Below are 25,961 nucleotides of genomic sequence, written 5' to 3'. Positions count from 1 at the left end.
GTACGGCGGACCGGGCTGCCCCGGCACCGCCCGCCGCGACCCGGATCCGCCGGGGGTGGGATCATCGCCTGGTGAGTAAGTCCGACATGGTCCGCTTCCGGCACAACCAAGCCATCCTGGTCGCCGCGGTGATCGCCTTCATCGGCGCGCTGCCCCTGGCGAACGCGCGGGGCTACCTGCTGCCGGTGCTGCTCGTCCCGCTCGGCGTCGCAGTGTGGGCCTGGCGGGCCGGCACCGACGCCGACGCCCGGGGGCTGCGCCTGCGCGCGCTTGTCGGGCAGCGTCGCATCGACTGGGACCAGGTCGTCGAGCTGGCCACCGACCCACGCGGGCGGGCCGTCGCCCGGCTGGACGACGGCCAGCAGGTCACCCTGCCGGCGGTACGCGGTGTGGACCTGCCCCACCTGGTCTCGGCCACCGGGCAGACGCTTCCCGACGGGACGGCAGGGGCACCCGGTCAGTAACCGTCGACCACCGTGTTGATCAACGGTTGGCCGGCGGCGAACCTCCGCACCTGGTCACCCACCAGCCGGTAGGCGCGCGGCAGCAGCCCGCGTACCGACCCGGCCACGTGCGGGGTGAGCAGCACGTTGGGCATCGTCCACAGCGGCGAGTCGGCAGGTAGCGGCTCCGGGTCGGTGACGTCCAGCGCGGCCGAGATCCGACCCGTGGCCAGCCCGGCGACCAGCGCCTCGGTACGCGCCACCGGCCCTCGGGCCGCGTTGACAAGCAGCGCCCCGTCCGCCATCGCCGTCAGGAACTCCTTGTCGACAAGCCCACGGGTCTGCTCGGTGAGCGGCACCAGCACCACCACCACGTCCGCCTCGGGCAGCAGCCGGGGCAGCTCGTCGACGCCGTGCACCCCCTGCTCGGGGCGGGCGGTACGGGCGACAAGCGTGAAACTCACCTCGAACGGCGCGAGCCGGTCCCGCACCGCCGTACCTATCGAACCGGCCCCGACGATCAGCACCCGCTTACCGGTCAGCTCGTCGGTAGGGGTGACCCCGTCGTACGCCCACCGGCGGTCGGCCTGCGCCCGGACGAACGCCGGGAACGCCCGCAGCTGAGCCAGGATCGCGGTGACGACCCACTCCGCCGTCGACGGGTCGTGCACCCCTCGGGCGTCGCAGAGCGTCACACCGTCAGGCGTCCTCCCCACCCACGCGTCCGCGCCGGCCGAGAGCAGCTGCACCACCGCGAGGTCGGGCAGCTCCCGCACCAGCGCCGTCGAGTCCGTACCGCCCAGGAACGGCGGCACCCAGAAGCGCACCCCGGCCCCCGACGAGGGCGGCCGGTCGGCGTGCTCCACGACCTCCACCGTCACGTCCGACGGCAACTCGCCGATGAGATCCAGGCCGGCCTCGTGCGGAATCCATACCTTCACGTCCGCCGACGATAGCCGCCGACGCGACGGGCCGCGCGGGCACTGCCGCGATCCGACCTCACGGCCGGTGGCGCCCGCCGCCGTGGCGGGCGAGACTCAGCACACCGACGTTCGCCAACGCCCCGAACGAGGTATAACGAAGGGCCCGGAGGGCGGTCGGCCTCCACCCCGGCAGACAGGTGCTCGATGACCGACGGCTCCCCCGCCAGCCCCCACCGAACGCCCGGACCGCCCCCGGCGCTCGGCGATCCGGCACGGCTGCGCGCGCTCGCCGACACCGGGCTGGACGCCTTCCCGGACGAGGCGTTCGACCGCTTCGCCCGGCTGGTCAGCGACCTGCTGGACGTCCCGGTCGCGCTGGTGTCCCTGGTCTCCGCCGACCGGCAGTTCTTCCCGGGCGCGGTCGGCCTGCCCGAGCCCTGGTCGCAACGCCGGCAGACCCCGCTGAGCCACTCGTTCTGCCAACACGTGGTGGACATCGAGGTGCCGATGGTGCTGCCGGACGCCCGGCTCTACCCCCGGGTACGCACCAACCTCGCCATCGAGGACCTCGGGGTGGTCGCGTACGCCGGGATGCCCCTGACCGACCTCGCCGGCCGGGTGCTCGGCTCACTGTGCGCCATCGACAACAAGCCCCGCGCCTGGTCGGCGGCGCAGCTGCGGACACTTGCCGACCTGGCGGCCGCCTGCTCGTCGGAGCTGCGGCTGCGGATCGCGCTCGACGGCGCACAGGAGGCCCGCCGGCGGGTCGTGCAGGCGCACGAACGGCTGGAGCTGCTCGCCGGTGTGAGCGAGACGCTTGCCGACACCCTGGACGTCGGTGTCGCACTGCGGCGGCTCGCCGACACCATGGTGCCGCTGCTGGCCGACTGGTGCCTGCTCACCCTGGTCGGGCCGACCGGTCAGCCGCGCGAGGTCGTCGCCGTGCACCGCGACCCGGAACGGACGGCCGACGTCGACCGCTTCGCCCAACTGCTGCGTAGCGGCCTGAGCCAGGAGTCGGTCATCAGGGCGGTGCTGCGGACCGGTCAGCCCCGGCTCGGCAGCGTGGCGTCCCTGGCCGACGTGTGGCGCGGCACCACCGATCCGGAGATGGGTGCCATCGCCCAGCGGCTGGGCATCACCTCGTTCCTGAGCGTCCCGGTGCGCGCGGCGGGCGGCACCGTGCTGGGCGCCATCACCCTCGTCAACGCGGCCGACGGTCAGCAGTTCGACGACCGCGACCTGCTCACGGCCATCGACATCGGCCGCCGCGCCGGGCAGGCCATCGGCAACAGCTCGATGTACGGCGAGCAGCGGCACGTCGCCGAGGTCCTGCAACACAGCATGCTGCCGCGGCTGCCCGCCGTGACCGAGCTGGAGCTGGCGGCCCGCTACCAGCCGGCGGCCGACCGGGTGGAGGTGGGCGGCGACTGGTACGACGCCTTCGTCCAGCCCGACGGGGATCTGATCGCGGCGATCGGGGACGTGGCCGGGCACGACATCGAGGCGGCGGCGACGATGGGCCAGCTGCGCAACCTGGTACGCGGCAACGCCTTCGGCCGGCCGGACGCGGTCGGGGAGCTGATGACCCACCTGGACGGCGCCATCCGGGGCCTGCGGCTGCCTATCGCGGCCACCGCCACGCTGGTCCGGATCTGCCCCCAACGCGCCGGTGTGCACGAGCTGACCTGGTCAAACGCCGGGCACCCGCCGGCCCTGCTGGTGCGCGCCGACGGCACCGTCGAAGCTCTCGAGGCGACACCGGAACCGCTGCTCGGCCTGGCCCGGCCGTCACGGCGGTCCAGCCACTCGGCCAGCCTGGCGACAGGCGACACGCTGCTGCTCTATACCGACGGGCTGATCGAGCGCCGGGACCGGTCGATCGACGACGGGCTTGCCGAGCTGGCCAACCGAATCACCGGCACCGGCGGCGTGCCCCTGGACGAGCTGTGTGACCTGCTACTCGCCTCGATCCAGCACCGGGAGGACGACACCGCGCTGCTCGCCGTACGGGCCCGCTGAGCGGTCCCGCCGGACGCCGTGCCCATCTGTCGGCCCCGGCCGGGCCGCCGGGAGGGATACCCTGGGCCGGGTGAGCGCCCGTCCCCCGTACCCTCGCGTCCGCCGCCTCCGGGCGGTCCTCGCGGCGTCCTGCGCGGCGCTGCTGTTCACCACCGGTTGCAGCTTCGGTGAGCCGGAGCCGGACCCGGCGGGTGAGCCGCCCAACCTGCCGACGCCGTCGACGTCGGCGAGCCCCGGCGGCGCCGACCGGCAGGCCGTGACGACGGTTCTCGCCAAGGGGCTGCGGGTGCCGTGGGGCATCGCCTTCCTGCCGGACGGCGGCGCACTGGTCACCGAACGCGACAGCGGCCGGATTCTCCAGGTCGGCCCCGAATCCGGGCCGGACGGCCTGCGGGTCCGGGTGGCGCAGACCATCACCGACGTGGCGGCGGCGGGCGAGGGCGGCCTGCTCGGCATCGCCGTCTCCCCCGGCTACGCCCAGGACCGGACGCTCTTCGTCTACTACACGACGGAGAAGGACAATCGGGTCGTACGGCTGCAACTCGGTGGGCAGCCGACGCCGATCCTCACCGGCATCCCGAAGGCCAACGTGCACAACGGCGGCGGGTTGGGCTTCGGCCCGGACGGGCAGCTCTACGTGAGCACCGGCGACGCCGGCGAGCGCCCCCTCGCCCAGGACACGAAGAGCCTCGGCGGCAAGATCCTGCGGGTCACTCGGGACGGCAAACCCGCCCCCGGCAACCCGTACCCCGGCTCCCCGGTCTGGTCTCTCGGCCACCGCAACGTGCAGGGCTTCACCTGGGACGCGGGCAAGCGGATGTACGCGGTCGAGTTCGGTCAGAACACCTGGGACGAGATCAACCAGATCACCAAGGGTGGCAACTACGGCTGGCCGCAGGTCGAGGGACGCGCCGGTGACAGTAAGTACGTCGACCCGATCACCCAGTGGGGGACGTCGGACGCCTCCTGCTCCGGGCTGGCCGCCACGGACCGGCTGCTGGTCACCGGCTGCCTGCGGGGCAAGCGGCTGTGGGTGCTGGAGGTGACCGACACGGGCACACTGCTCGGGCAGCCCAGCGAACTGCTCACCAACAGGTACGGCCGACTGCGCGCGGTGGCCGCCGCGCCGGACGGCTCGCTGTGGGTGAGCACCTCGAACCACGACGGGCGGGGCGATCCGGCGGCCGACGACGACCGGTTGCTGCGGGTGGTGTTCGCCGGCGGCGACGGCGGTCGCAGCTGATCCTTGTCACCATCCGTTCAGGTTTGCCAAGATCTTCCGACGGGCAGGTCAGAATCTCAGCATGGACGGGCAGCGCGACGAGCAGCATGACGACACCGGAGGCCGGGCCGACGACCCGGTGATCGGTGCCGACCCGTCGCCGCCGGTGGACGGGCGGCCCGGCCCGCTGCGGCGTACCGGGGTGATCCTCGCCGTCCTCGCCGTGGGCCTGGCCGGGGCGGTGCTCGGGGTGCTTGCCGGCGGGCACGTGGACACCGACATCGGGCCCTTCCGGGCCAACCTCGCCCTCACGCCGGCAAGCGCCGGCGGCACCACCGTCGACGTGCCGCCGCTCGGCGCGCTGCTGCTGGACAGCCACGACGGGCCGGTCCACCTCACCGTACGGCTGGGCGCGCTGGACCAGAGCCGCACCGAGGCGCTGCTCGACGACCCGGCCAGCATCAGCCGGGCCAGCCAGAGCGCCGTGGAGGACGTCCGTACCGGGGTGATGCGGCTCGGCCTGCGGACCCTCGCCTCGACGGTGCTCGTCACCCTGATCCTGGCCGGGCTGATCTTCCGCAACGTACGGCGGACCGCCTGGGCGGGTGGGTTGGCGCTGCTCGTCACGGCCGGCAGCCTCGGCGCGGCGGCGGCGACCCTGCGGCCCCAGGCCATCGAGGAGCCCCGCTACGAGGGGCTGCTGGTCAACGCGCCGGCAATCGTCGGTGACGCCCGCCGCATCGCCAACGACTACACCAAGTACGCCGAGCAGCTGCAACGCCTGGTCGGCAACGTCAGCCAGCTCTACACGACCGTGTCGGCGCTGCCGGTGTACGAGCCCGCGCCCGGCACCACCCGGGTCCTGCACGTCTCCGACATGCACCTCAACCCGACCGGCTGGCAGCTGATCCGGACGGTGGTGGAGCAGTTCGGCATCGACGTGGTGATCGACACCGGCGACATCACCGACTGGGGCAGCGAACCGGAGGCGTCCTTCGTCGGCTCGATCGGCCTGCTCAAGAAGCCGTACATCTTCATCAGGGGCAACCACGACTCAGGCAAGACGGCCGCCGCCGTCGCCCGCCAACCGAACGCGATAGTCCTGAACAACTCGACGACGACGGTGGCCGGGCTGACCATCGCCGGCATCGGCGACCCCCGCTTCACCCCGGACAAGAACACCTCCCCGGCCGGCAGCGGCCTGACCCAGCAGGTCGCCGACCAGGTGATCGGCGCCGGTGAGCAGCTCGCCACCACTGTGCGCCGCGCACCCCGGCCGGTGAACCTCGCGCTCGTACACGACCCGGCGTCGGCCGGGCCGCTCGCCGGCACCTGCCCGCTGGTGCTGGCCGGGCACACCCACGCGCGACAGATCTCCAAGCTCCCCGAGGCCCCCGGGCAGCAGCCCACCACCCTGATGGTGGAGGGCTCCACAGGCGGCGCCGGGCTGCGCGGCCTGGAGGGCGAGAAGCCGACCCCGCTGTCGATGAGCGTGCTCTACTTCGACCAGGACAAGATGCTCCAGGCGTACGACGACATCACCGTCGGCGGCACCGGGCAGGCCCAGGTCAACCTGGAACGACATGTGGTGCAGACCCCGACAGCCGGCGCGCCCGCCTCGGTCACCCCGACCCCGACCCGCTGAGCGCGGGCCGGGCCGGGGGCCGACGGTCAGCGCAGGGCGATGGCGGCCAGCGCGGCGTTGACGATGCTGCCGGGCAGCAGGTCGTGCACCTCGTACAGCTCGGCGACGGTGCCTGACTGACCGAACTCGTCCACGCCCAGCGGCACCGCGGGAGCACCGAGCGCCGACCCGAGCCAGGCCATGGCGTGCGACGCGGCGTCGTGCACGGTCACCACCGGCACCCGGTCGGCGAACGCGGACCGCAGCGCGCCCGGCACGCTGGGCACGGTGGCCGTGCGTACGCCCTGACGCAGGGTGCGCTGCCACGCCCGGTAGAGCCGGTCCAGCGACGTCACGTCGACCACGTGCGCGGCGATGCCCTCGTCGGCCAGCTCGGCGGCCGCGGCCAGCACCTCGGGAAGCACCGCGCCGGACGCGGCGAGCTGCACCACAGGGGCGTCGGCCAGGTGCGGGTACGCCTGGTGCGCGTCGACGAGCCGGTACGCCCCGGCGACCACCTGCCGGCGCAGCACCGCGTCGCCGAGCCGGGCCCGGGCGGCCTCGAACGGCGCCTGGTCCAGTGGACGGGTGCTCAACCGGAAGTAGTACGCCCCGTCCTCGGCGGGCGCGGCGGTCGCCGCCGGGGTCGACCCGCCGGCGATCTGCCCGAGCGCGTCGCAGAGCAGCCAGTCGAGGCTTGCCGCGTACGCCGGTTCGAGGAATGTCACGCCGGGCAGCTCCAGGCCTACCGAGGCGGTGATCGTGGACTGGTGGGCGCCGCCCTCCGGGGCCAGGGTGATGCCCGACGGGGTGCCCGCCACCACGAACCGGGAACCGGAGTACGTGCCGTACAGGAAGGCGTCCAGGCCGCGCAGCACGAACGGGTCGTAGACGGTCCCCACCGGCAGCAGCGGCTGCCCGGACAGGTCCCAGGACAGGCCGAGCTGGCCGAGCAGGAGGAACAGGTTCATCTCCGAGATGCCCAGCTCGATGTGCTGCCCGGCGGGGCTCTCGGTCCAGCGCAGCATCCGGTCCTCGGCCCAGGAACGCTGCTCGGTGGGGGCGAACACCCCGGTCTTGTTGATGAACCCGGCCAGGTTGGTGGAGGTGGCCACGTCCGGGGCGGTGGTGACCAGGTAGCGGCCGACCTCCCGGTCCCGGGCCAGGTCCACGAGCACCCGCCCGAAGACCTCCTGCGTGGAGATCGGCTTGTTGGCGCGTACTCCCGTGCTCTCCGGGACGGTGACCCCCAGGGCGCGCTCGCGCGGCGCGCGGGACAGCGCCTCCCGGCGGGCGCCGGCCCGGATGCCGGCCGGTGACGCCGGGTCGAGGCGGTCCCACTCGGTGTCCCGGGTCAGGCCCTGCGCGGCCCGCAGCGTGTCCACCTGCTCGGTGCTGAGCAGCGCCGAGTGGTTGCGCGGGTTGCCGGCGATGGGCAGACCCCACCCCTTCACTGTGTACGCGAAGACGACGCTGGGCCGGTCGGTGACCGCGTCACACTGGGCGTACGCGTCGAGCATCGCGGACAGGTCGTGCCCGCCCAGGTCGGTGACGAGCGGGCCCAGCTCGTCGTCGGAAATGTCGGCGATGAACTCCGCGATGCCCGCCGGAGCGCCGTCCAGGAACTGCTTGCGCAACACCTCGCCGTCCAGCCCGAACAGCGACTGGTACTGCTCGTTGGGCATCGCGTCGATCCAGTCACGCAGCGCCCCGCCGCCCGGCCGGGCGTACGCCTCGGCGAGCCGGCGGCCGTACTTGACCTCCACGACGTGCCAGCCGGCGGCCTCGAACTGGCCCCGCCACTGGTTGATCCGGATACCGGGCACCACCCGGTCCAGCGACTGACGGTTGAAGTCGACGAGCCACATCACGTTGCCCAGGCCCGTGGTGGCCGGGTCGGCGACGGCCTCCCAGATGTTGCCCTCGTCCAACTCGGCGTCGCCGATCAGCGCCACGAAGCGGGAGTGCGGTCGGGCCCCGAAGTGCGCGTCGACGTAGCGGCGGGTGGCGGCGGCGAACAGCGGCGCGGCCGCGCCGAGACCCACCGAGCCGGTGGAGAAGTCCACCTCGTCGGGGTCCTTGGTGCGCGACGGGTACGACTGGAGGCCGCCCCGGGCCCGCAGCCGGGGCAGGTAGGAGCGGTCCAGGTTGCCGAGCAGGTACTGGATGGCGTGGAACACCGGGGAGGCGTGCGGCTTCACGGCCACCCGGTCCTCGGCGTCCAGGTGCGCGAACCACAGCGCGGTCATGGCGGTGACGAGGGAAGCGCTCGACGCCTGGTGGCCGCCGACCTTCACTCCGTCGCCGGTGACCCGGTCGTGGTTGGCGGCGTCCACGATCCGGGTGGCGAGCCAGAGCACCCGCCGCTGGATCTCGTCGAGGACATCGAGGTCGTGCTGGTTCACGGTGACTCCATCCGGGCGTCGCCGTTGACGCCCAAGCAACGGGGGTGCAGGGGGTGCAAGGAAGGGCCCCTTCTTAACGCCTAATGCATAAGAAGGGGCCCTTCCTAACCGATCAGCCCTGGACGCCGAGGCGTTCCAGGATGAGCTCGCGGACGGTCTTCGCGTCGGCCTGGCCACGGGTCGTCTTCATGACCGCGCCGACCAGGGCTCCGGCCGCAGCCACCTTGCCGCTGCGGATCTTGTCGGCGATGCCGGGGTTGGCGGCGATCGCCTCGTCCACGGCGGCCGTCAGCGCGCCCGTGTCCGACACGACCTCCAGGCCCCGACTGGTCATGATCTCGGTGGGCGAACCCTCACCGTCGACCACGCCCTCCAGCACCGTACGGGCCATCTTGTCGTTCAGCTTGCCGGCGTCGACCAGGCCCTGCAACTCGGCGACCTGGGCCGGGGTGGCCCCGATGTCGGCCAGCTCCACACCCGTCTCGTTCGCCCGGCGGGACAGCTCACCAAGCCACCACTTGCGGGCCGCCGCCGGGGTGGTGCCGGCCGCCACGGTGGCCTCGATCAGCTCGACCGCGCCGGCGTTGAGCACCGACTGCATGTCCAGGTCCGACAGGCCCCACTGCTCCTGAAGCCGACGCCTGTGCACCCGGGGCAGCTCCGGCAGGGCGGCCTTCAACTCGGCGACCCAGGCCGGGTCCGGAGCGATAGGCACCAGGTCCGGCTCCGGGAAGTACCTGTAGTCGGTGGCCGTCTCCTTCGAGCGCCCCGGAGTGGTGTCACCGGTGTCCTCGTGGAAGTGCCGCGTCTCCTGGGTGATCCGGCCGCCCGCGTCCAGCACCGACGCCTGCCGCAGCATCTCCGAGCGGACCGCCCGCTCCACCGACCGCAACGAGTTGACGTTCTTCGTCTCGGTGCGGGTGCCCCACTCCTGCCCCGGCAGGTTGAGCGAGGTGTTCACGTCGCAGCGCAGCGAACCCTCCTCCATCCGCACGTCGGAGACCCCGAGGGTGCGGATCACGTCGCGCAGCTCGGCGACGTACGCCTTAGCCACGTCGGGCGCGAGCGCCCCGGTGCCCGCGATCGGCTTGGTGACGATCTCCACGAGCGGGATGCCGGCCCGGTTGTAGTCGACGAGCGACTCCGTCGCGCCGTGGATCCGGCCGGTCGCGCCACCGACGTGCAGCGTCTTGCCGGTGTCCTCCTCCAGGTGCACCCGCTCGATCTCGATCCGTACCGTCTCGCCGCCCACCTCGACGTCCAGGTAACCGTCGACGCAGATCGGCTCGTCGTACTGGCTGATCTGGAAGTTCTTCGGCATGTCCGGGTAGAAGTAGTTCTTCCGGGCGAAGCGGCACCACTCGGCGATCGAGCAGTTCAGTGCCAGACCGATCCGGATGATCGCCTCGATGGCCGCCTTGTTGGCCACCGGCAGCGACCCGGGCAGCCCCAGGCACACCGGGCACACCCGGGTGTTCGGCTCGCCACCGAAGTCCGTCGGGCAGCCACAGAACATCTTGGTGTTCGTACCCAGCTCGACGTGGGTCTCCAGGCCGATCACCGGTTCGTAGCGCGCGACGACCTCGTCGTACGCGGGAAGCGTCGTCGTCATCTGGGCTCCTGCCTCACAGTGCCGGTGGGGTGAACGTGCCGACCGCGGACTCCAGCGCGGCCGCGACCCGGTACATCCGGTCGTCGGCCATCGTCGGGGCCATCACCTGAAGGCCGACGGGCAGCCCCTCGGAGAGGCCGCAGGGCACCGAGATGCCGGGCCCGCCGTACAGGTTCGTCGGAATGGTGTACAGGTCGGCCAGGTACATCTGGTACGGGTCGGCGGTCCGCGCGCCCATCGGGAACGCCACCGACGGCGTGGTCGGCGAGATCAGCGCGTCGACCTGCTCGAACGCGGCAGTGAAGTCCCGGGTGATGAGCGTCCGGACCTTCTGCGCCTGCCCGTAGTACGCGTCGTAGTACCCCGACGACAGCGCGTACGTGCCGATCATGATGCGGCGCTTGACCTCGGGGCCGAAGCCGGTCTCCCGGGTCAGCGACATGACCTCCTCCAGCGACCGGTTACCGTCGTCGCCGACCCGCAGGCCGAACCGGACGCCGTCGAACCGGGCCAGGTTGGAGGAGCACTCGCTCGGCGCGATCAGGTAGTACGCCGGCAGGGCGTACGCGAACGTCGGGCAGGAGATCTCCACGATCTCCGCGCCCATCTTCGCCAGGGCGTCCACCGACTCGCGGAACGCCGTCATCACGCCCGGCTCGGCGCCCTCGCCGACGAACTCGCTGACGATGCCGAGCCGTACGCCTGTCAGGTCGCCCATCGCGCCCAGCTTCGCCGCCGCCACCACGTCCGGCACCGGCTGCGGGATCGACGTGGAGTCGCGCGGGTCGTGCCCGCCGATCACCTGGTGCAGCAGGGCCGCGTCGAGCACGTTCCGGGCGCACGGACCGGGCGTGTCCAGCGACGAGGAGAACGCCACCAGGCCGTAGCGGGAGGTGCCGCCGTAGGTGGGCTTCGCGCCGACCGTGCCGGTGACCGCGCCGGGCTGGCGGATCGAGCCACCGGTGTCCGAGCCGATCGCCAGCGGCGCCTCGTACGCGGCAAGCGCGGCGGCGCTGCCACCACCCGAACCGCCCGGGATCCGGCTCAGGTCCCACGGGTTGTGCGTCGGCCCGTACGCCGAGTACTCAGTGGAGGAACCCATCGCGAACTCGTCCATGTTCGTCTTGCCGAGCATCACCGTGCCGGCCTCGCGCAGCCGCTGCACGATCGTCGCGTCGTACGGCGGGCGCCAGCCCTCCAGGATCTTCGACCCCACGGTGGTGGGCACGCCACGGGTGGCGAGCACGTCCTTCACGGCCACCGGCACACCCGCGAGCGGGCCCAGCTCCTCGCCGGCGGCCCGGCGCTCGTCCACGGCGCGGGCGGCGGCCAACGCGCCGTCGGTGTCCACGTGCAGGAAGGCGCGCACCCGGTCGTCGACGGCGGCGATCCGGTCCAGATGCGCCAGGGTCACCTCGACGGCGGAGGTCTCGCCGCCGGCGACCAGCGCGGCGATCTCCGTCGCGGTCAATCTGGTCAGGTCACTCATGAGGCCACATCCTCGCTCAGGATCCGCGGCACGCGGAAACGCTGGTCCTCGGCGTCCGGCGCACCCGACAGCACCTCCTGCGGAGTGAGGCACGGCGTGACGACGTCCTCGCGGAAGATGTTGGTCAGCGGCACCGAGTGCGAGGTCGGCGGGATGTCCGCGGCGGCGACCTCACCGACCTGGGCGACCGCCTGGAGGATCACGTCGAGCTGGCCGGCGAAGGTGTCCAGCTCCTCCTCGGTGACGGCGAGCCGCGACAGGCGCGCCAGGTGCGCGACCTCCTCGCGGGAGATGGCGGCCATCCGTGCCCCCTTCTGATGTCCTGCTGATCGGGCGGTGTGCCTGCCGCGCGGCGCGTACGGCGTGACGCGCGGTGACCGGAGCGAGTCTATTGTTCCGCCCCCTCCGCCGGCTGCTCGGGTGGGTCGGCGGGCGGGTCAGCGGGTCAGTCGACGACCCGCGTCCGGCTCCGGGCCGCCGCTGGGGCGGACCGGACGGTACCGGGCCAGCCAGGTGACCAGCTCCTCGGCGGGCATCGGCCGGGCGTAGAACCACCCCTGGGCAGCGTCGCAGCCGGCGGCGTGCAGCATCCGCCACGTCCGCTCGTCCTCCACGCCCTCGGCGACCACCCGCAGCCCGAGCGCGCCCGCCAGCTCGATCATCGACCTGACGATCGCCGCGTCGTCGGCGTCGTCGGCCATGCCGAGCACGAACGAACGGTCAACCTTCACCTCGGACAGCGGCAGCCGGCGCAGGTGCTGCAACGACGAGTAGCCGGTGCCGAAGTCGTCCAGGGCGATGGCCACGCCGATCCGGTGCAGCCGGGAGATGGTGGCCAGCACCCTGCGCGGATCGGCCATCAGCGCACCCTCGGTGATCTCCAGTTGCAGTCGCTCGGCCGGCACCCCGTAGCGGGCCAGCCGGTCGGCGATCTGGTCGGCGATCTCACCGGTGTGCAGGTCACGGACACTCACGTTGAGCGCCGCGCGCAACCCGATGCCGGCCGCCGACCACTTGGCGAGCTGCTCCACCACGTCGTCGACGACCCGGCGGGTCAGCAGCCGCATCACCGCGCTCTGCTCGGCGACCCGGATCAGCTCCTCGGGGTCGACCATGCCCCGGCGCGGGTGCCGCCACCGCAGCAACGCCTCGACGCCCACCACCTCACCTGTCGCGATGGCGATCTGCGGCTGGTAGTACATGGTGATCTCACCGGCGTCGTCGGCCGCCTCGCCGGTCGGGTGCGCCCACCCGGACGGCTCGGACGGCTGCGTCCCGCCGTCACCCCGCGACGCCGGGCCGCCGCGCTCCGGCGCGGGCACCGCGCCACCGTTCCGGGGCCGCCGGCCGCCCCCGGAGTGCCTGTCCCGCACCGGACCGGAGCGGCTGCCGGGGACCAGCGCACGGGCGTTCCGCCCCCGGATCGGGTCGGCGCTCGTCGCGATCCGGTTGATCAGCTCGTCGGCGTGCACGAGGTCGGCGTCGGAGCGCCGGCGGCGACCCCACCAGCGGCCGCCGAGCCTCGACGCCGTGGCGACCACCGGCGCCTGGTCCCCAGGCGACACGGCCCCGGTCGGCGCCCCGGTGGGCAGGGCCGCGCCGTCCCCGCCGCGCACCTCCGTCGCCGTGTCCAGGGGTACGTCGGACGCCTCGACCGGCACGGCCTCGCTCGCCTCGGATCGCGTCGACTCCGCCGGCTGGTCGCCTCCACCCGACCGGGCGTCGAACAGGTCGTCCGTCGACGGCCCCGCCTCCAGCACCCGACGCAGGTCGGCCAGGAGACCGAGCCGCTCGGCGGAGTTGTGGTCGGACTCCGGGGCGTACACGGCGACCGTGTCGTTGCGGTGCTTCGCGTCGTACATCGCCACGTCGGCGTGACGCATCAGGGTGGCGAAGTCCTCACCGTGCTCGGGGAACAGGGCGATCCCGATCGACCCGCCGACGTCCAGCGGCAGCCCGTCCAGCGGCACCGGCTCGGCGAGCGCCTCCACCACCCGGTCGGCCAGCTCACGCGCCTGACCCACATCGGTCAGACCGGTCATCACGACGGCGAACTCGTCCCCGCCGAGGCGGGCGACCATCTGCGGTCGCGGCTGAACGTCGGTGAGTCGGGCACTGACCTCGACCAGCAGCCGGTCGCCCACCGCGTGCCCGAGCGCGTCGTTGACGTTCTTGAAGCGGTCCAGGTCGATCAGGAGCAGCGCCAGGTGACCGTCGGGCTCACCACGGGCGGTCCGCTCGGCGTGCAGGTGCACCTGCTCCGCCACCTCGGTCAGCAGCGCCTTGCGGTTGGGCAGCCCGGTGAGCGGGTCGGCGGCCGCCAGGTGCTGCTGCTCGACGGTCAGCCGGGCCATCCGGTACACGGCGAAGAGCGGCACCAGCACCAGCGGGATCAGCGCCGCGCTGACCCGCGCGGCAGCGACAAGCACCGGCGCGAGCAGCAGCAACGAGCCGGTGGACAGCAACTCGAAGCCGAGGCCCTGCCGCAGGGTGGGCCACCACCGGTCGCCGAAGCGCAGTCGTACCGCCCAGCTGACCAGCCCGTAGTTGACAGCGAACCAGGCCACCGTGGCGCCACCGACCGCGGCGACGTCGGTCCAGTGCAGCCGACCGCCGGAGAAGACCATGCCCGGCCCGAGCGCGAGGACGCCTGACGCGGCGGCGAGGGCGCAGGCGTACTGGCCGACGTTGAACGCCGTCCGCCACGGGGCGTGCCGCATCCGCCAACCGGACACGACGACCCCCACCGCCTGCACCGCCACCGCCGGGCCGAGGCCCCAGCCGAGCAGGATCGCGAAGGTGAAACAGGTGGACGGGAAGACCGCCGACGTCTGCCGGCGCCCGGGAGGAACGAACGGGCGGGCGTCGCACACCACGGCGAGGGCTGCCATCGTCCAGAACGCCACAGGCAGCCGGGGCAGCTCGTCCGGAAGCGTCGCGAGTGGACCGGCGGCGGTCAGCGCGGCCATCGTCAGGATCCCACCGACGAAGGTGGCGAACGGCGCCACCCGACCAGGCGGGAGCGAGTTGCGCGGGTCGGCGACCTCCACCACACCTCCCGACCGACTGTCGACGTGCCCGTGCGCACGCCGTGACCCAATGAAACGCCCTCGGCCCCAGCTTTCCCGGTATGACAGTCACGAATCGGTCGTAGTCGTAATTAAGTTGGTATACGCGCCAGCGGCCGCATCCGACCCGCCACGAGGTCAGCCCTCGACCCGGGCGACCTCCCGGGCCGCGTCCGGACCGGCGTCCAGCAACAGCCGGAACCCGTCCTCGTCGAGCACAGGCACCTTGAGACTTGCCGCCTTGTCGGCCTTGGACCCTGGGTTGTCCCCCACCACCACGAAGCTCGTCTTCTTGGAGACCGACCCGCTTACCTTGCCGCCCCGGCTCTGCACCGCCTCGGCCGCCTGATCACGGGAGAAACCGGCGAGGGTGCCGGTCACCACCACTGTCAGCCCCTCCAACGGGCGCGGCCCCTCGTCCACGGCCTCCTCGGCCATCCGTACGCCCGACTCGGCCCACTTGCGGACCACCTCGCGGTGCCAGTCCACCGCGAACCACTCCCGGATGCTCGCCGCGATGGTCGGGCCGACCCCGTCGACAGAGGACAGCTCCTCCTCACTTGCCGCGTCGATGGCGTCCATCGAGCGGAAGTGCCGGGCGAGCGCCTGGGCCGCCGTCGGGCCGACGTGCCGGATGGAGAGCGCCACCAGCACCCGCCACAGGTCCCGCTCCCGGGCCACCGCGAGATTGTCAAGCAACTTCACCGCGTTGCTGCCCAGGCTGCCGTCCTTGTTGACGAAGAACGGGGACCGGGCCAGCTGCTCGGCATCGAGCTGGAAGAGGTCACCCTCGTCGGTGATGATCTCCGCGTCGAGCAGGGCGGCGGCGCCCTTGTAGCCGAGCACCTCGATGTCGAATGCGCCCCGGCCGGCGAGGTGGAACACCCGCTCGCGCAGCTGCGCCGGGCAGCTGCGGGTGTTGGGGCACCTGATGTCGACGTCGCCCTCCTTGGACGGCGCGAGAGGCGTGCCGCAGGCCGGGCAGTTGGTCGGCATGACGAACGGCCGGGCGTCGGCCGGCCGCAGGTCGACCACCGGGCCGAGCACCTCGGGGATCACGTCGCCGGCCTTGCGCAGCACCACCGTGTCACCGATCAGCACACCCTTGCGCTCCACCTCGCGCGCGTTGTGCAGGGTGGCGAGCGCGACAGTGGAGCCGGCCACCCGCACCGGCTCCAGGACGGCGAACGGGGTGACCCGGCCGGTACGCCCCACGTTGACGTCGATGTCCAGCAGCTTGGTGGTCACCTCCTCCGGCGGGTACTTGAAGGCGATGGCCCACCTCGGCGCGCGGCTTGTCGACCCGAGCCGGCCCTGGATCGAGACCGGGTCGACCTTGACCACCACGCCGTCGATCTCGTGCTCGACGTCGTGCCGGTGCTCCGCGTAGTAGGCGATGTACTCCGCCACACCGGCCAGATCCGGCACCACCCGCCAGCGGTCGCTGGTCGGCAGCCCCCACGCCTTGAGCGCCGCGTACGACTCGGACTGCGCCGTGGGCTGGAACCCCCGACGGGCGCCGATGCCGTGCACCACGAGGCGCAGCGGCCGGGAGGCGGTGACCCGTGGGTCCTTCTGCCGCAGGCTGCCCGCCGCTGCGTTGCGCGGGTTGGCGAAGGGTGCCCGGCCCTGCTCGACAAGCCCCGCGTTGAGGTCGGCGAACCCGGCGACCGGGAAGTAGATCTCGCCCCGGACCTCGAGCAACTCGGGGACGTCGGGATATTCGGCGCTGGGGGTGAGCTGCCCGGGCACGTCCCTGATGCTGCGCACGTTCGCGGTGACGTCCTCGCCGGTGCGCCCGTCACCCCGGGTGGCCGCGCGGACCAGTCGGCCCCCCTCGTAGGTGAGGTTGATCGCCAGCCCGTCGACCTTCAACTCGCACAGGTAGGGCACCGGGCCGCCGGCGTCCCGCTCGACCCGCTCGGCCCACGCCGCCAACTCCTCGTCGGCGAAGGCGTTGTCGAGTGACAGCATCCGCTCGGCGTGGGTGACCGGGGTGAAGTCGGTGGAGAACGTGCCGCCCACCCGTTGGGTCGGGGAGTCGGGCGTACGCAGCGCCGGGAACTCCTCCTCCAGCGCCTCCAGCTCGCGCAACTGCCTGTCGAACTCGGCGTCGGCGATGGTCGGCGCGTCAAGCACGTAGTAGCGGTACTGATGTTCGGTCAACTCGCGGCTCAGGGTGGCGTGCCGTTCGCGCGCCTGCGGCGGCGGCTCCACGCCGGCCGCCGCCTCCTGAGCCGGGCTGACCTGCTGGCCGATCTGCTCCTCGGACACCCCGCCACCTTCGGACACGCCTGCGACCTCCCTGATCACGCTACTCCGGCACGGTATCGGGCCGGGGTGACAATCCGCCGGCCGCCCGCGCCTGTCGGAGCCGGCCGTCCCGTGCCCACCGGACGCCGAGCGGCGCCGCGGCCGCCGGGGCGCTGCCGGGCGCGGCAGGCGCCCGCGTGCGAGGATCGCCGGACGAAGCGGCAGGTGTCGCACGAGGAGGTACGGATGCGCGACGGTCTGCTCTGGGCGGCGGTGATCCTGCTGGCGGTGGCCGCCGGCTGGGCGTGGAACAGTTGGCGGCACCGGGTGGCGAACCGGCCTCCGAGCACCCGACCGGGTCGGGACACCCGCGGCAGTCGCCCCACCCCACCGCGTCCACGCGACGCCGGCCGGCCCCGGCCGCGGTCGAGCGACGGCGACCGGGCCGGCGGCAGTCCGGCAGCCGGCGAGATCTGGTGGGCGGACGTGCCGTACGCCGACGGCAGCGGATCGAAGGTGCGCCCCTGTCTCGTGCTGCGCGCCGACTCGCGGGGCGCCGACGTCCTGAAGATCACCAGCCAGGACAAGAGCGACAGGGACGACCACGTCCGGATCCCCACCCGGGACTGGGACCCCGGGGCCGAGCACGACAGCTACCTGAGCCTGACCGAGCCGATCCGGATCAGCTCGGCCGACTTCGCCGACCGTGCCGGCCGCTGCGACGCCGACCTGTGGCAGCAGGTCCGCGCGCTGCGCCACCTGCCCACCAGCTGACCGTCCCCGGTCAGTCCCAGGCGGCGCCGAGGGTGGCGAGCTGGTCGGCGTACTCGATGCGGTCGGCCCACCCGGCCGGCCAGGCGGCCATCCCGGCCGCGGCGCCCACGAACGCGCCGGCCAGGGCGGCGATCGAGTCGGAGTCGCCGGCGGTGGTCGCACCCCGGGCCAGCGCCGATACCGGCTCGTCGGCGTGTCGTACGGCGCAGAGCAGCGCGGTGGCCAGCGCCTCCTCGGCAACCCAGCCCTCACCTGTGACCCGGCACGGGTCGCCCCCGTCGTCCGGCTGCTCCAGCGCCGCCGTCAGCCGACCCAGCACCGCCAGGCACTCGTCCCAGCCCTCGACGCTGAACGCCTCCGGGGAGCTGGCGCCCGCGTGCTGCCACAGGTCGCCCAGCCAACGCTCCTGATACACCCCACGCTGGGACCGCGCCCGCTCGACGAGGATCCCGGGAAGCTCCGGCAGGGTGGCGCCGCCGCGCAGGGCGAGAACCGCGTACGCGGTCAGCTCACTGGCGGCCAGCCCGGTCGGGTGCCCGTGGGTCAGCCCGGCCTGCAACTGGGCCAGACCGGCGAGCGTGTCCGCGTCGACGTCGAGCAGCCCGACCGGGGTGACCCGCATGTTGGCCCCGCACCCCTTCGACCCGACGACTGTCGCCGCCTGCCAGGGCAGCCCGCGACCAAGCTCGGCGCAGGCCCGCAGGCAGGTCATCCCGGGGGCGCGGTTGTTGTCCGGACTGACCGACCAGGCCACGAAGCGTCGCCGCAGCAACGGCTCCACCGCCTCCGGGGTGAGCGACGGCGCCTCGTGCAGCGCCCACCCCACCGCCAACGCCATCTGGGTGTCGTCGGTGACCAGGGCTGGCTCGCCCGACAACTCCCGGAGCCCCGTCGGGCCGTACCGGCGCTCGATCTCGGCCACGGACAGGAACTCGGTCGGCTTGCCCAGCGCGTCACCGTAGGCGAGGCCGAAGAAGGAGCCGGAGGCGCGCAGGGCGGAGGGAGGAGTCACGGCGGCCATGATGCCCGGCCGCCGCAACCCCGCCGGGGTCAGTCCCAGCAGAGACAGAACGGATGGCCGGCCGGATCCGCGTAGACCCGCCAGCCCTCACCCTCACCGGGCAGCCGCCGGGCGCCCAGGGCGAGCGCCGCCTTCTCGGCGGCCTCGATGTCCTCGACAGTCACGTCGATGTGGAACTGCTGGGGGCGCTCCGGATCGGGCCAGGCCGGCGGACGCAGGTTGAGCGCCCGCTGGAACGCCAGCCGGGGCTGGTGCCCGGATGGCCCGCCCAGCACCACCCACTCGTCGTCGGAGTCACCCTCGACCAGAGGGATACCGAGCAACTCGGCGTAGAACGCCGCCAACGCCCTCGGGTCGGGGCAGTCGATCACCACTGAACGCAGCTGTCCAACCATGGCCGTCATCCTGCCCGCCGGGTACGACGGAAAAACGTCAGTCCTCGGTGAACCGCCGCCCGGCGTCCCGGCACGCCGCGAGCACCGCCCTGGCGTACTGCGGTGTGGCACCGGCCAGGCCACAGGCGGGCGTCACGACGACCTGCTCGGCGAGCTGCCGGCGAGGAAAGCCGAGGCGGTCCCAGAGCTGACGTACCCGGTCGGCGACCTGCGCGGAGGTCGGCGCGACACCGGCCGACGGTGGCCGGGTCGGCGCGGCCCCGGCCAGCAGACCGAGGCCGGCGTCGATGGCCTCGCCCAGCGGGTCCAGGTCGGTGACCAGGTCGAGGTCGAGGGCCACCGCCACGGCGCCCGTGGAACGGATCAGCTCCAGCGGCACCTCCGGAGCGCAGCAGTGCACCACCGTCGGCACACCGACCGCCTCGACGACAGTCCGCAGCAGTGCCGCCGCGTCCGCCGACTCCACCGCCCGGTACGCGCCCAGCCCACTCTCGGTCGGCACCCGCCCGGCCAGCACGGTCGGCAGTGACGGTTCGTCCAGTTGGAGCAGCACCGAGGCCCGGGGCAGGCGCCGGGCCACCGCCGCCACGTGTGCGCGCAGACCCTCGGCCAGGGAGCCGGTCAGGTCCCGGACCGCGCCCGGGTCGCGCAACAGCCGGCCGCCGATCGGCAGCTCCAGCGAGGCGGCAAGGGTGAGCGGGCCACCGGCCTGCACCTTGATCGGTCCGGCGTACTCCTCGGCCTGCTCGGCGAGCTGGTCCAGGTCCCGTTCCATCAGGTCGCGGGACCGCCGCAGGTCCCGCCCCGGGCGGGGAGCGACCCGCCACCGACCGGCGTACAGCTCCACGGGCAGCTCGACCAGCAGCCCGGCCGTACGGCCGATCAGGTCGGCCCCCGGACCACGGGCCGGCAACTCAGGCAGATGGGGCAGCGCGGGAAGCTCACCGAGGACCACTCTCTGCGCCTCGGCGATGTCGGTGCCGGGCAGTGAACCGATTCCGGTCGCCGCGCCGGCCGGCCAGGGCCACGCCTGATCTGTCACGGCCGAAGGCTATCCCGGTCCGGGTGCGGGCCGGGCGGCGACCGGACGGTCAGCCGGCGATGGTGGCGGAGCCCAGGACCACGTCGCCGGCCGGGTCCGGCCGGTACGCCACGATGGCCTGACCGGCGGCGACACCGCGTACCGGGCGGCGCAGCTCGGCGTGCAGGAGGTCGCCGTCGAGGGCGACGGTGGCCGGCGTCACGTCGCCGTGCGCCCGCAACTGCACCTCGCACTCCACCGGGGCGTCCGGGCGCGAGCCGCCGGTCCAGACCGGACGGACGGCCCGGACCTCGGACACCTCCAGCGCCTCGGCCGGGCCGACGGTCACCGTGTTGGTGGTCGGCGTGATGGACAGCACGTAGCGGGGCCGCCCGTCCGGCGCCGGCCGGTCCAGGTGCAGCCCACGACGCTGACCCACCGTGTACGCGTACGCGCCGGTGTGGCTGCCCACCACCGCGCCGGTGCTCGCGTCCACCACGTCGCCGGGCGCCTCGCCGAGCCGGCCGGCGAGGAAGCCCCTGGTGTCGCCGTCGGCGATGAAGCAGATGTCGTGCGAGTCGGGCTTGTCCGCCACCGCCAGGCCCCGCTCGGCGGCCTCCGCGCGGACCTGCGCCTTCGTCGAGTCACCGAGCGGGAACATCGACCGGTCCAGCTGCTCGCGGGTGAGCACGGCCAGCACGTACGACTGGTCCTTCGCCACGTCGACGCTGCGGCGCAGCAGCCCGTCCGGGCCGAGCCGGGCGTGGTGGCCGGTGACCACGGCGTCGAAGCCCAGGGCCACCGCCCGGTCCAGCACCGCCGCGAACTTGATCTTCTCGTTGCAGCGCAGGCAGGGATTCGGCGTACGGCCGGCGGCGTACTCGGCCACGAAGTCGTCCACCACGTCCTCGTGGAACCTGTCGGCCATGTCCCAGACGTAGAACGGGATGCCGATGACGTCGGCGGCCCGACGGGCGTCGCGGGAGTCCTCCAGGGTGCAGCAGCCGCGCGCCCCGGTGCGGTAGGTCTGCGGGTTGCGGGCCAGCGCCAGGTGCACACCTGTCACGTCGTGCCCGGCCGCCACCGCCCGCGCCGCCGCCACCGCCGAGTCGACCCCGCCCGACATCGCCGCCAGAACCCTCACCAGCCCACTCCCATCCCCCCGCGCGTTTTCGCCGTACCCCGCACAAGCCTATCCGCCACCCCGAACCGCCCCGGTCTCCCGCCCGCCCGCTCGCACCGGCGCGAGCGGGCTCCCGCGCTGGTCAGCGAGGGGTACGGGGTGCGGCGGCCCGGCGGGCTCGTTCGACCGCCGCCGGGAGGGCCGCGATGACGGCGTCGACGTCGGCCTGGGTGCTGGTGTGGCCGAGTGTGAAACGCAGCGAGGAGCGGGCGCGGTCGTCGTCGGCGCCCATCGCCAGCAGCACGTGTGAGGGCTGCGCCACGCCGGCGGAGCAGGCCGAGCCCGTCGAGCAGGCGATGCCGTGGGCGTCGAGCAGCAGCAGCAGGGCGTCGCCCTCGCAGCCGGGGAAGGAGAAGTGCGCGTTGCCGGGCAGCCTGTCGACCGGGTCGCCGTTGTAGATCACCTCGGGCACCGCCCGGCGGACCCGTTCGATCAGGTCGTCGCGGAGCGCGGCCACCCGGGCCGCGTACTCCTGCTGGCCCTTCACCGCCGCTTCCACGGCGACGGCGAAGGCGACGATGCCCGCGGTGTCGAGCGTGCCGGAGCGGACGTCGCGTTCCTGACCGCCGCCGTGCAGCAGCGGTGTGGCGGCCACGTCCCGGGCGAGCAGGAGAGCGCCCACGCCGGTCGGGCCGCCCAGCTTGTGCCCGGTGACGGTCAGCGCGGCGGCCCCGCTGGCGGCGAAGTCGACAGGCACCTGACCGACCGCCTGGATGGCGTCGGTGTGGAACGGCACGCCGTGTTCGGCGGCGACGGCGGCCAACTCGGTCACCGGCTGGACGGTGCCCACCTCGTTGTTCGCCCACATGGCGGTGACCACGGCCACCCGGTCGGCGTGCGCGGCCAACTCCGCGCGCAGTGTCTCCGGGTGGAGCCGACCGGCGTCGTCCACAGGCAGCAGGCCGAGTTCGGCGCCCTCGTGCTCGGCGAGCCAGTCGACCGCGTCCAGCACGGCGTGGTGCTCGACGGCGCTGGACACCACCCGCCGACGGTCCGAGCCGGCGTCCCGGCGGGCCCAGAAGATGCCCTTGACCGCCAGGTTGTCGCTCTCCGTGCCGCCACCTGTGAAGATCACCTCGGATGGCCGGGCACCGAGAACGGCTGCCACCCGCTCGCGTGACTCCTCGACCCGGCGGCGGGCACGGCGACCCGCCGCGTGCAGGGAGGACGCGTTGCCGACCTCGCGGGCGGTGGCGACGTACGCCTCCAGTGCCTCATCGAGCATCGGAGTCGTCGCCGCGTGATCCAGGTAAGCCATCACCGTTCAGCCTACGGCCGAGCGGTCGGGATGCGGAGGGCGGAGGGCCCTGTGCGCGAGCGGCCGGGGTGGGTCTCCACCCCGACCGCTCGCGACCACGCACCCGCTCAGGCGGGCACCGCGGTGACGACGATGTTGTCGCGGTACTTACGGGCCTTGGCGTCGAACGGCCCACCGCAGGTGATCAGGGTCAGCCGCGGCTTACCGTCCCGGGCGAAGTAACGGTCCAACGGGATCTTGGTCTTGTCGTACTCCTCCCGGGCCACGACCCGGTACTTGCGCGCCTTGCCGTCGCTGCCGGTCGCCGTCAGGGTGTCGCCCTGGTCGAGTTCCCGCAGCCGGAAGAACGCGCCCTTGCCCTGCTGGGCGCTGTCCACGTGACCGGCGATGACCACCGAGCCGGCGTCGGCCTCCAGGCCGGGGCCGTACCGGTACCAGCCGATCCTGTCGACGCTCGGCGGCACCTCGAACTCGTTGGTCCGCTTGTTGATGCCCACCGCGTTGACGGTGGCGGTGACGTCGATCCCCGGGATCACCAGACGGACCGGCGGGACGATCTCCGCCCCGGCCGGCAGCTCCCCGGCGGTCACCGGCACCGACTGGCCCTCGGCCGCGCTGGCCGACGGGGCCGGGGTGGCGGTTGCGAGGTTGGCCGCCTCGTCGGCGCCCACGTCCTCGGCCGGCTGGGATCCGCACGCCACGAGCGTGGCGACGGTGAGCGCGGCAACGCCGGCGGCCAGGGCCGCCAGCGCGCCGCGGTTGCGCACCGTCACTTGCGGCCGGTCCGCGCGGTGGCCATCCGCACCCCACCGCCGAGCAGCAGGAGCACGCCGGCGCCGGTGAGCACGTACCACCAGGTGTTCACGCCCGTGCCGGCCTGGCCGCCGTCACCGCTGGGCACGCCACCCGGGGCGGAGTGCAGACCGGTGATGGTCTGGGCGACCACGTCGAGCGTCTTGCCCTCGGCGGAGCCGATCGCGTAGACGATCGTCGCGGTGCCCTCCTTGAGGTTGAGGTCGGCCGGGCCGATGGCCACGGTGTCGGTGCCGGCCAGCACCACGTCCGCCTTCACGTTGCCCGCGTCGACGTCACCCTTGGCCTCGTTCGGGTTGGTGAGGTTCTTGAAGACCGGGGTGCCGCCGGCGCGCACGTCCACCTCGGGGGCGGCGGCGGTGTGCCGGACGATCAGCCGGCCCTTACCGGCGTCGACCTTGGAGACGTCGTTCACGAACGGGGTGATCTTCGGCTGGCCGGCGGCGTCGAGGTGCGCGGCGATGCTGATGTTCGCCCCACCCGGCACCGCGGCGTTGTCGACCTTGAGGATCGCGCTGCCGACCGGCTCGCCCGGCTTGGTCAAGGCGATGTCGTAGTCACCCTCCTCCAGGTTCAGCGGGCCGGCCACGTCACCGGGCTTGAAGTTGTCGAGCGTCTTCTTGCCGTTGACGTACACGTCGACAGGGGTGTCCGGGATGCCGTGCACGACGGAGACCTTCGACGTGGCGGCGTACGCGGGGGTGGCGGTGAACGCGCCGACGCCGGCGAAGGCCAGCGCGGCGACGGCGCCGCCCGCGGCGACCCGACGGAAGTACGAGAGCTGCATGTCTGCCTCCTGGTGATTACTGCTGATTCGTCAGGCCTGGCTTGCAGAACGGGTTACGCCGGCTCCGAGGCGGATGGATGCGCACCTGACGAACTTTTCTTTTTCGGCGTCGTCCGCATCCGTACCGATGTCGAAAGACGAAGAGCAGGTGAGATGACATCGACCGGGAAAGTGGGGCGGAGGCTGTGGCAGCTACAGTCGGGTATGCCCCATCGAAGGCGAGCCGCCTGATGACGGCGCCACCCCAGAATCCAGACCCTACGGTGGACGACACGGCCCTCCGGTTCCGCGCTGGCGACGAGGCGGCGCTGCGCGAGGCCTACGACCGTTACGGCCGTGCCGTGCTGCACCTGGCCACCACCATGCTGGCCAACCGCGCCGACGCCGAGGACGTGACCCAGGCGACATTCGTCGCCGCCTGGCTGGGAAGGGACACCTTCGATCCAGCCAAGGGGTCGCTGATCGGCTGGCTGCTCGGCATCGGTAGGCGCAAGGTGATCGACCGGATGCGGGCCTCGGCCCGGGAGACCCGGGTGGCCGAGACGGTCCGCCAGCTGCCCGAGCCGGCACAGACGGGCCCGGACCCCGACCGGGTGGTGGACCGGCTGGTCATCGCCGACGAGCTGGCCCGACTCCCGGACGACCAACGGCGCATGCTGGAGTTGGCGTTCTACGACGACCTGACACACCAGCAGATATCGGCGGTGACAGGCGTACCGCTGGGCACTGTGAAGAGTCATATCCGGCGCGGCATGGCGAGCTTGAAACGCAGATGGGAGGTGGACGGTGCAGCACCTGGACCACGACCGGCTGGTCTTTCTGGCGCTCGGTGAGAGCGAGGCGGACAACGGCGAGAGCACCCACCTCGACACCTGTGCGCACTGCCGGGCGGAGATGGCGACGCTCCAGCAGGTCGCCGGCCTCGGCGCCGAGACGCAGGGCCTCGCCGACCTGCCCGACCCGCCGGAGCACGTCTGGCAGGGCATCGCGGCGGAGATCAGAGCAGCGGAGGCCCTGCCGTCGCTCTCCGACTCCCGTCGGCAACAGGTGCCTGAGCAGGCGAACAGCACGACGGCCGAGCCAGCCACCCGCACGACGGTCACCCGCCTGGATTCGGCGGGCCGGTCCCGCCGGGGCCGGGGCTGGTCCCGCTGGGCGTCGGTCGCGGTGACCGCGGCGGCCGCCGCGGCGGTCGGTGTGGTGGGGACAGCCTCCGTACTGCGCTCGGACGACCCGACTCCCGCTCCGCCGCAGGCGGTGGTGGCCCGCGCGCCACTCGCGGCGTACGGATCGACACCGCCGGCGGCCACGGGTGACGCCCGGGTTCTGCAGGACGGCCAACTGCATCTGCATGTGGCGAATCTCCCGAGCGTCCCGGGGTACTACGAGGTCTGGCTCATCAACCCGACGACGATGGAGATGTTCTCGGTCGGCACCCTGGGGGGCGGCTCCGACGCTCTGCTGCCGCTGCCCCCGAACGTCGACCTCAAGACCTACTCGGTGGTCGACGTCTCCGCCGAGCAGTTCGACAACAACACCCGCCACTCCGGCGACAGCCTGCTGAGGGGCACCCTGACGGGCTGATCGGTGGGCCGGCTCAGCTCCCCGGCCCGCCGATCAGCTCCCTTTTTGAAAAGGCAGTGGCCGC

General features: G+C 73.0%; 21 protein-coding genes. 7 read left to right on the top strand and 14 right to left on the bottom strand.

Annotation, left to right across the window (positions count from 1 at the left end):
- The first annotated feature begins 71 nt into the window (after nt 1–71).
- On the top strand, nt 72–464 hold the full coding sequence (locus ACFY1S_RS03885; RefSeq protein ID WP_364367060.1) for a PH domain-containing protein: 393 nt from the start codon (nt 72–74) through the stop codon (nt 462–464).
- On the opposite strand, the gene ACFY1S_RS03880 is transcribed toward ACFY1S_RS03885, so the two are convergent.
- Nucleotides 458–1,384, bottom strand: a complete 927-nt coding sequence (locus ACFY1S_RS03880; RefSeq protein ID WP_387112634.1) for a 2-hydroxyacid dehydrogenase — start codon at nt 1,382–1,384, stop codon at nt 458–460. The two genes, ACFY1S_RS03885 and ACFY1S_RS03880, sit on opposite strands and share 7 nt — an antisense overlap.
- A 186-nt stretch (nt 1,385–1,570) precedes the next feature.
- On the opposite strand from ACFY1S_RS03880, the gene ACFY1S_RS03875 reads away from it, so the two are divergent.
- The 3 genes from ACFY1S_RS03875 to ACFY1S_RS03865 all read left to right on the top strand — a co-directional run bounded on the left by ACFY1S_RS03875 (nt 1,571) and on the right by ACFY1S_RS03865 (nt 6,255).
- Nucleotides 1,571–3,388 carry a SpoIIE family protein phosphatase gene (locus ACFY1S_RS03875; protein ID WP_387112632.1) on the top strand — a complete coding sequence of 606 codons (1,818 nt, stop codon included), beginning with the start codon at nt 1,571–1,573 and terminating at the stop codon, nt 3,386–3,388.
- Nucleotides 3,389–3,458: 70 nt separating this feature from the next.
- Complete coding sequence (locus tag ACFY1S_RS03870) at nt 3,459–4,631, top strand: PQQ-dependent sugar dehydrogenase (protein WP_387112630.1); 1,173 nt, start codon at nt 3,459–3,461, stop codon at nt 4,629–4,631.
- A gap of 61 nt (nt 4,632–4,692) precedes the next feature.
- Complete coding sequence (locus tag ACFY1S_RS03865) at nt 4,693–6,255, top strand: metallophosphoesterase (RefSeq protein WP_387112628.1); 1,563 nt, start codon at nt 4,693–4,695, stop codon at nt 6,253–6,255.
- Between the two features lie 26 nt (nt 6,256–6,281).
- Here the strand turns inward: ACFY1S_RS03865 and ACFY1S_RS03860 are convergent, their stop codons facing one another.
- The 6 genes from ACFY1S_RS03860 to ligA form a co-directional block, all read right to left on the bottom strand.
- Complete coding sequence (locus ACFY1S_RS03860) at nt 6,282–8,639, bottom strand: pyruvate dehydrogenase (protein WP_387112626.1); 2,358 nt, start codon at nt 8,637–8,639, stop codon at nt 6,282–6,284.
- A gap of 112 nt (nt 8,640–8,751) precedes the next feature.
- Nucleotides 8,752–10,251: an Asp-tRNA(Asn)/Glu-tRNA(Gln) amidotransferase subunit GatB gene (gatB, locus tag ACFY1S_RS03855; RefSeq protein WP_364367078.1), complete on the bottom strand. Its 1,500-nt coding sequence runs from the start codon at nt 10,249–10,251 to the stop codon at nt 8,752–8,754.
- A gap of 13 nt (nt 10,252–10,264) precedes the next feature.
- The gene (gatA, locus tag ACFY1S_RS03850) at nt 10,265–11,740 is read right to left on the bottom strand and encodes an Asp-tRNA(Asn)/Glu-tRNA(Gln) amidotransferase subunit GatA (RefSeq protein ID WP_387112623.1); all 1,476 of its coding nucleotides are present in this window, start codon (nt 11,738–11,740) and stop codon (nt 10,265–10,267) included.
- Complete coding sequence (gene gatC, locus ACFY1S_RS03845; RefSeq protein WP_139586470.1) at nt 11,737–12,042, bottom strand: Asp-tRNA(Asn)/Glu-tRNA(Gln) amidotransferase subunit GatC; 306 nt, start codon at nt 12,040–12,042, stop codon at nt 11,737–11,739. The genes gatA and gatC overlap by 4 nt, the downstream gene beginning before the upstream one ends.
- 135 nt (nt 12,043–12,177) lie before the next feature.
- Complete coding sequence (locus ACFY1S_RS03840; protein ID WP_387112621.1) at nt 12,178–14,790, bottom strand: putative bifunctional diguanylate cyclase/phosphodiesterase; 2,613 nt, start codon at nt 14,788–14,790, stop codon at nt 12,178–12,180.
- A 156-nt stretch (nt 14,791–14,946) separates the two neighbouring features.
- Nucleotides 14,947–17,082, bottom strand: coding sequence for an NAD-dependent DNA ligase LigA (gene ligA / locus ACFY1S_RS03835; RefSeq protein ID WP_387112619.1), 2,136 nt, complete (start codon nt 17,080–17,082; stop codon nt 14,947–14,949).
- A gap of 204 nt (nt 17,083–17,286) precedes the next feature.
- Between ligA and ACFY1S_RS03830 the strand changes: the two genes are divergently transcribed.
- Nucleotides 17,287–17,835 (top strand): type II toxin-antitoxin system PemK/MazF family toxin, encoded by a 549-nt coding sequence (locus ACFY1S_RS03830; protein WP_387112617.1) that lies wholly within the window; start codon nt 17,287–17,289, stop codon nt 17,833–17,835.
- 10 nt (nt 17,836–17,845) lie between these two features.
- Here ACFY1S_RS03830 and ACFY1S_RS03825 read toward each other — a convergent pair whose 3' ends face one another.
- From ACFY1S_RS03825 to ACFY1S_RS03795, 7 genes are all read right to left on the bottom strand, one after another.
- The gene (locus ACFY1S_RS03825; RefSeq protein ID WP_387112615.1) at nt 17,846–18,856 is read right to left on the bottom strand and encodes an ADP-ribosylglycohydrolase family protein; all 1,011 of its coding nucleotides are present in this window, start codon (nt 18,854–18,856) and stop codon (nt 17,846–17,848) included.
- A 29-nt stretch (nt 18,857–18,885) separates the two neighbouring features.
- Complete coding sequence (locus tag ACFY1S_RS03820) at nt 18,886–19,251, bottom strand: VOC family protein (protein WP_387112613.1); 366 nt, start codon at nt 19,249–19,251, stop codon at nt 18,886–18,888.
- Nucleotides 19,252–19,288: 37 nt separating this feature from the next.
- On the bottom strand, nt 19,289–20,293 hold the full coding sequence (locus ACFY1S_RS03815; RefSeq protein WP_387112611.1) for a methionine synthase: 1,005 nt from the start codon (nt 20,291–20,293) through the stop codon (nt 19,289–19,291).
- 49 nt (nt 20,294–20,342) lie between these two features.
- A complete protein-coding gene (gene mnmA, locus ACFY1S_RS03810; RefSeq protein ID WP_387112609.1) occupies nt 20,343–21,416 on the bottom strand; it encodes a tRNA 2-thiouridine(34) synthase MnmA in 1,074 nt (357 codons plus the stop codon).
- A 121-nt stretch (nt 21,417–21,537) separates the two neighbouring features.
- Nucleotides 21,538–22,713: a cysteine desulfurase family protein gene (locus ACFY1S_RS03805; RefSeq protein ID WP_364367106.1), complete on the bottom strand. Its 1,176-nt coding sequence runs from the start codon at nt 22,711–22,713 to the stop codon at nt 21,538–21,540.
- 107 nt (nt 22,714–22,820) lie between these two features.
- A complete protein-coding gene (locus ACFY1S_RS03800; protein WP_387112607.1) occupies nt 22,821–23,486 on the bottom strand; it encodes a class F sortase in 666 nt (221 codons plus the stop codon).
- Nucleotides 23,483–24,313 carry a DUF4397 domain-containing protein gene (locus ACFY1S_RS03795; protein ID WP_387112605.1) on the bottom strand — a complete coding sequence of 277 codons (831 nt, stop codon included), beginning with the start codon at nt 24,311–24,313 and terminating at the stop codon, nt 23,483–23,485. The genes ACFY1S_RS03800 and ACFY1S_RS03795 overlap by 4 nt, the downstream gene beginning before the upstream one ends.
- 230 nt (nt 24,314–24,543) lie before the next feature.
- Here ACFY1S_RS03795 and ACFY1S_RS03790 point away from each other — a divergent pair, with 230 nt between their 5' ends.
- On the top strand, nt 24,544–25,146 hold the full coding sequence (locus ACFY1S_RS03790) for an RNA polymerase sigma factor (RefSeq protein ID WP_387112603.1): 603 nt from the start codon (nt 24,544–24,546) through the stop codon (nt 25,144–25,146).
- Nucleotides 25,100–25,897 (top strand): anti-sigma factor, encoded by a 798-nt coding sequence (locus ACFY1S_RS03785; RefSeq protein WP_387112601.1) that lies wholly within the window; start codon nt 25,100–25,102, stop codon nt 25,895–25,897. The genes ACFY1S_RS03790 and ACFY1S_RS03785 overlap by 47 nt, the downstream gene beginning before the upstream one ends.
- Nucleotides 25,898–25,961 lie beyond the last annotated feature (64 nt).

It is taken from the genome of Micromonospora sp. NPDC000663 (assembly GCF_042898105.1).
Taxonomy (GTDB): Bacteria; Actinomycetota; Actinomycetes; order Mycobacteriales; family Micromonosporaceae; genus Micromonospora.
The sequence above is the reverse complement of the archived record's forward strand: the minus strand, read 5'-3'. Positions and strand labels throughout refer to the sequence as shown.

What these genes read in the sequence shown, in the direction of transcription:
- ACFY1S_RS03820 (WP_387112613.1), bottom strand. Translation starts at nt 19,251, where the DNA reads ATGGTTGGACAGCTGCGTTCAGTGGTGATCGACTGCCCCGACCCGAGG.
- ACFY1S_RS03825 (WP_387112615.1), bottom strand. Translation starts at nt 18,856, where the DNA reads ATGGCCGCCGTGACTCCTCCCTCCGCCCTGCGCGCCTCCGGCTCCTTC.
- ACFY1S_RS03875 (WP_387112632.1), top strand. Translation starts at nt 1,571, where the DNA reads ATGACCGACGGCTCCCCCGCCAGCCCCCACCGAACGCCCGGACCGCCC.
- ACFY1S_RS03865 (WP_387112628.1), top strand. Translation starts at nt 4,693, where the DNA reads ATGGACGGGCAGCGCGACGAGCAGCATGACGACACCGGAGGCCGGGCC.
- ACFY1S_RS03790 (WP_387112603.1), top strand. Translation starts at nt 24,544, where the DNA reads ATGACGGCGCCACCCCAGAATCCAGACCCTACGGTGGACGACACGGCC.
- gatB (WP_364367078.1), bottom strand. Translation starts at nt 10,251, where the DNA reads ATGACGACGACGCTTCCCGCGTACGACGAGGTCGTCGCGCGCTACGAA.
- ACFY1S_RS03805 (WP_364367106.1), bottom strand. Translation starts at nt 22,713, where the DNA reads ATGGCTTACCTGGATCACGCGGCGACGACTCCGATGCTCGATGAGGCA.
- gatA (WP_387112623.1), bottom strand. Translation starts at nt 11,740, where the DNA reads ATGAGTGACCTGACCAGATTGACCGCGACGGAGATCGCCGCGCTGGTC.
- gatC (WP_139586470.1), bottom strand. Translation starts at nt 12,042, where the DNA reads ATGGCCGCCATCTCCCGCGAGGAGGTCGCGCACCTGGCGCGCCTGTCG.
- ACFY1S_RS03795 (WP_387112605.1), bottom strand. Translation starts at nt 24,313, where the DNA reads ATGCAGCTCTCGTACTTCCGTCGGGTCGCCGCGGGCGGCGCCGTCGCC.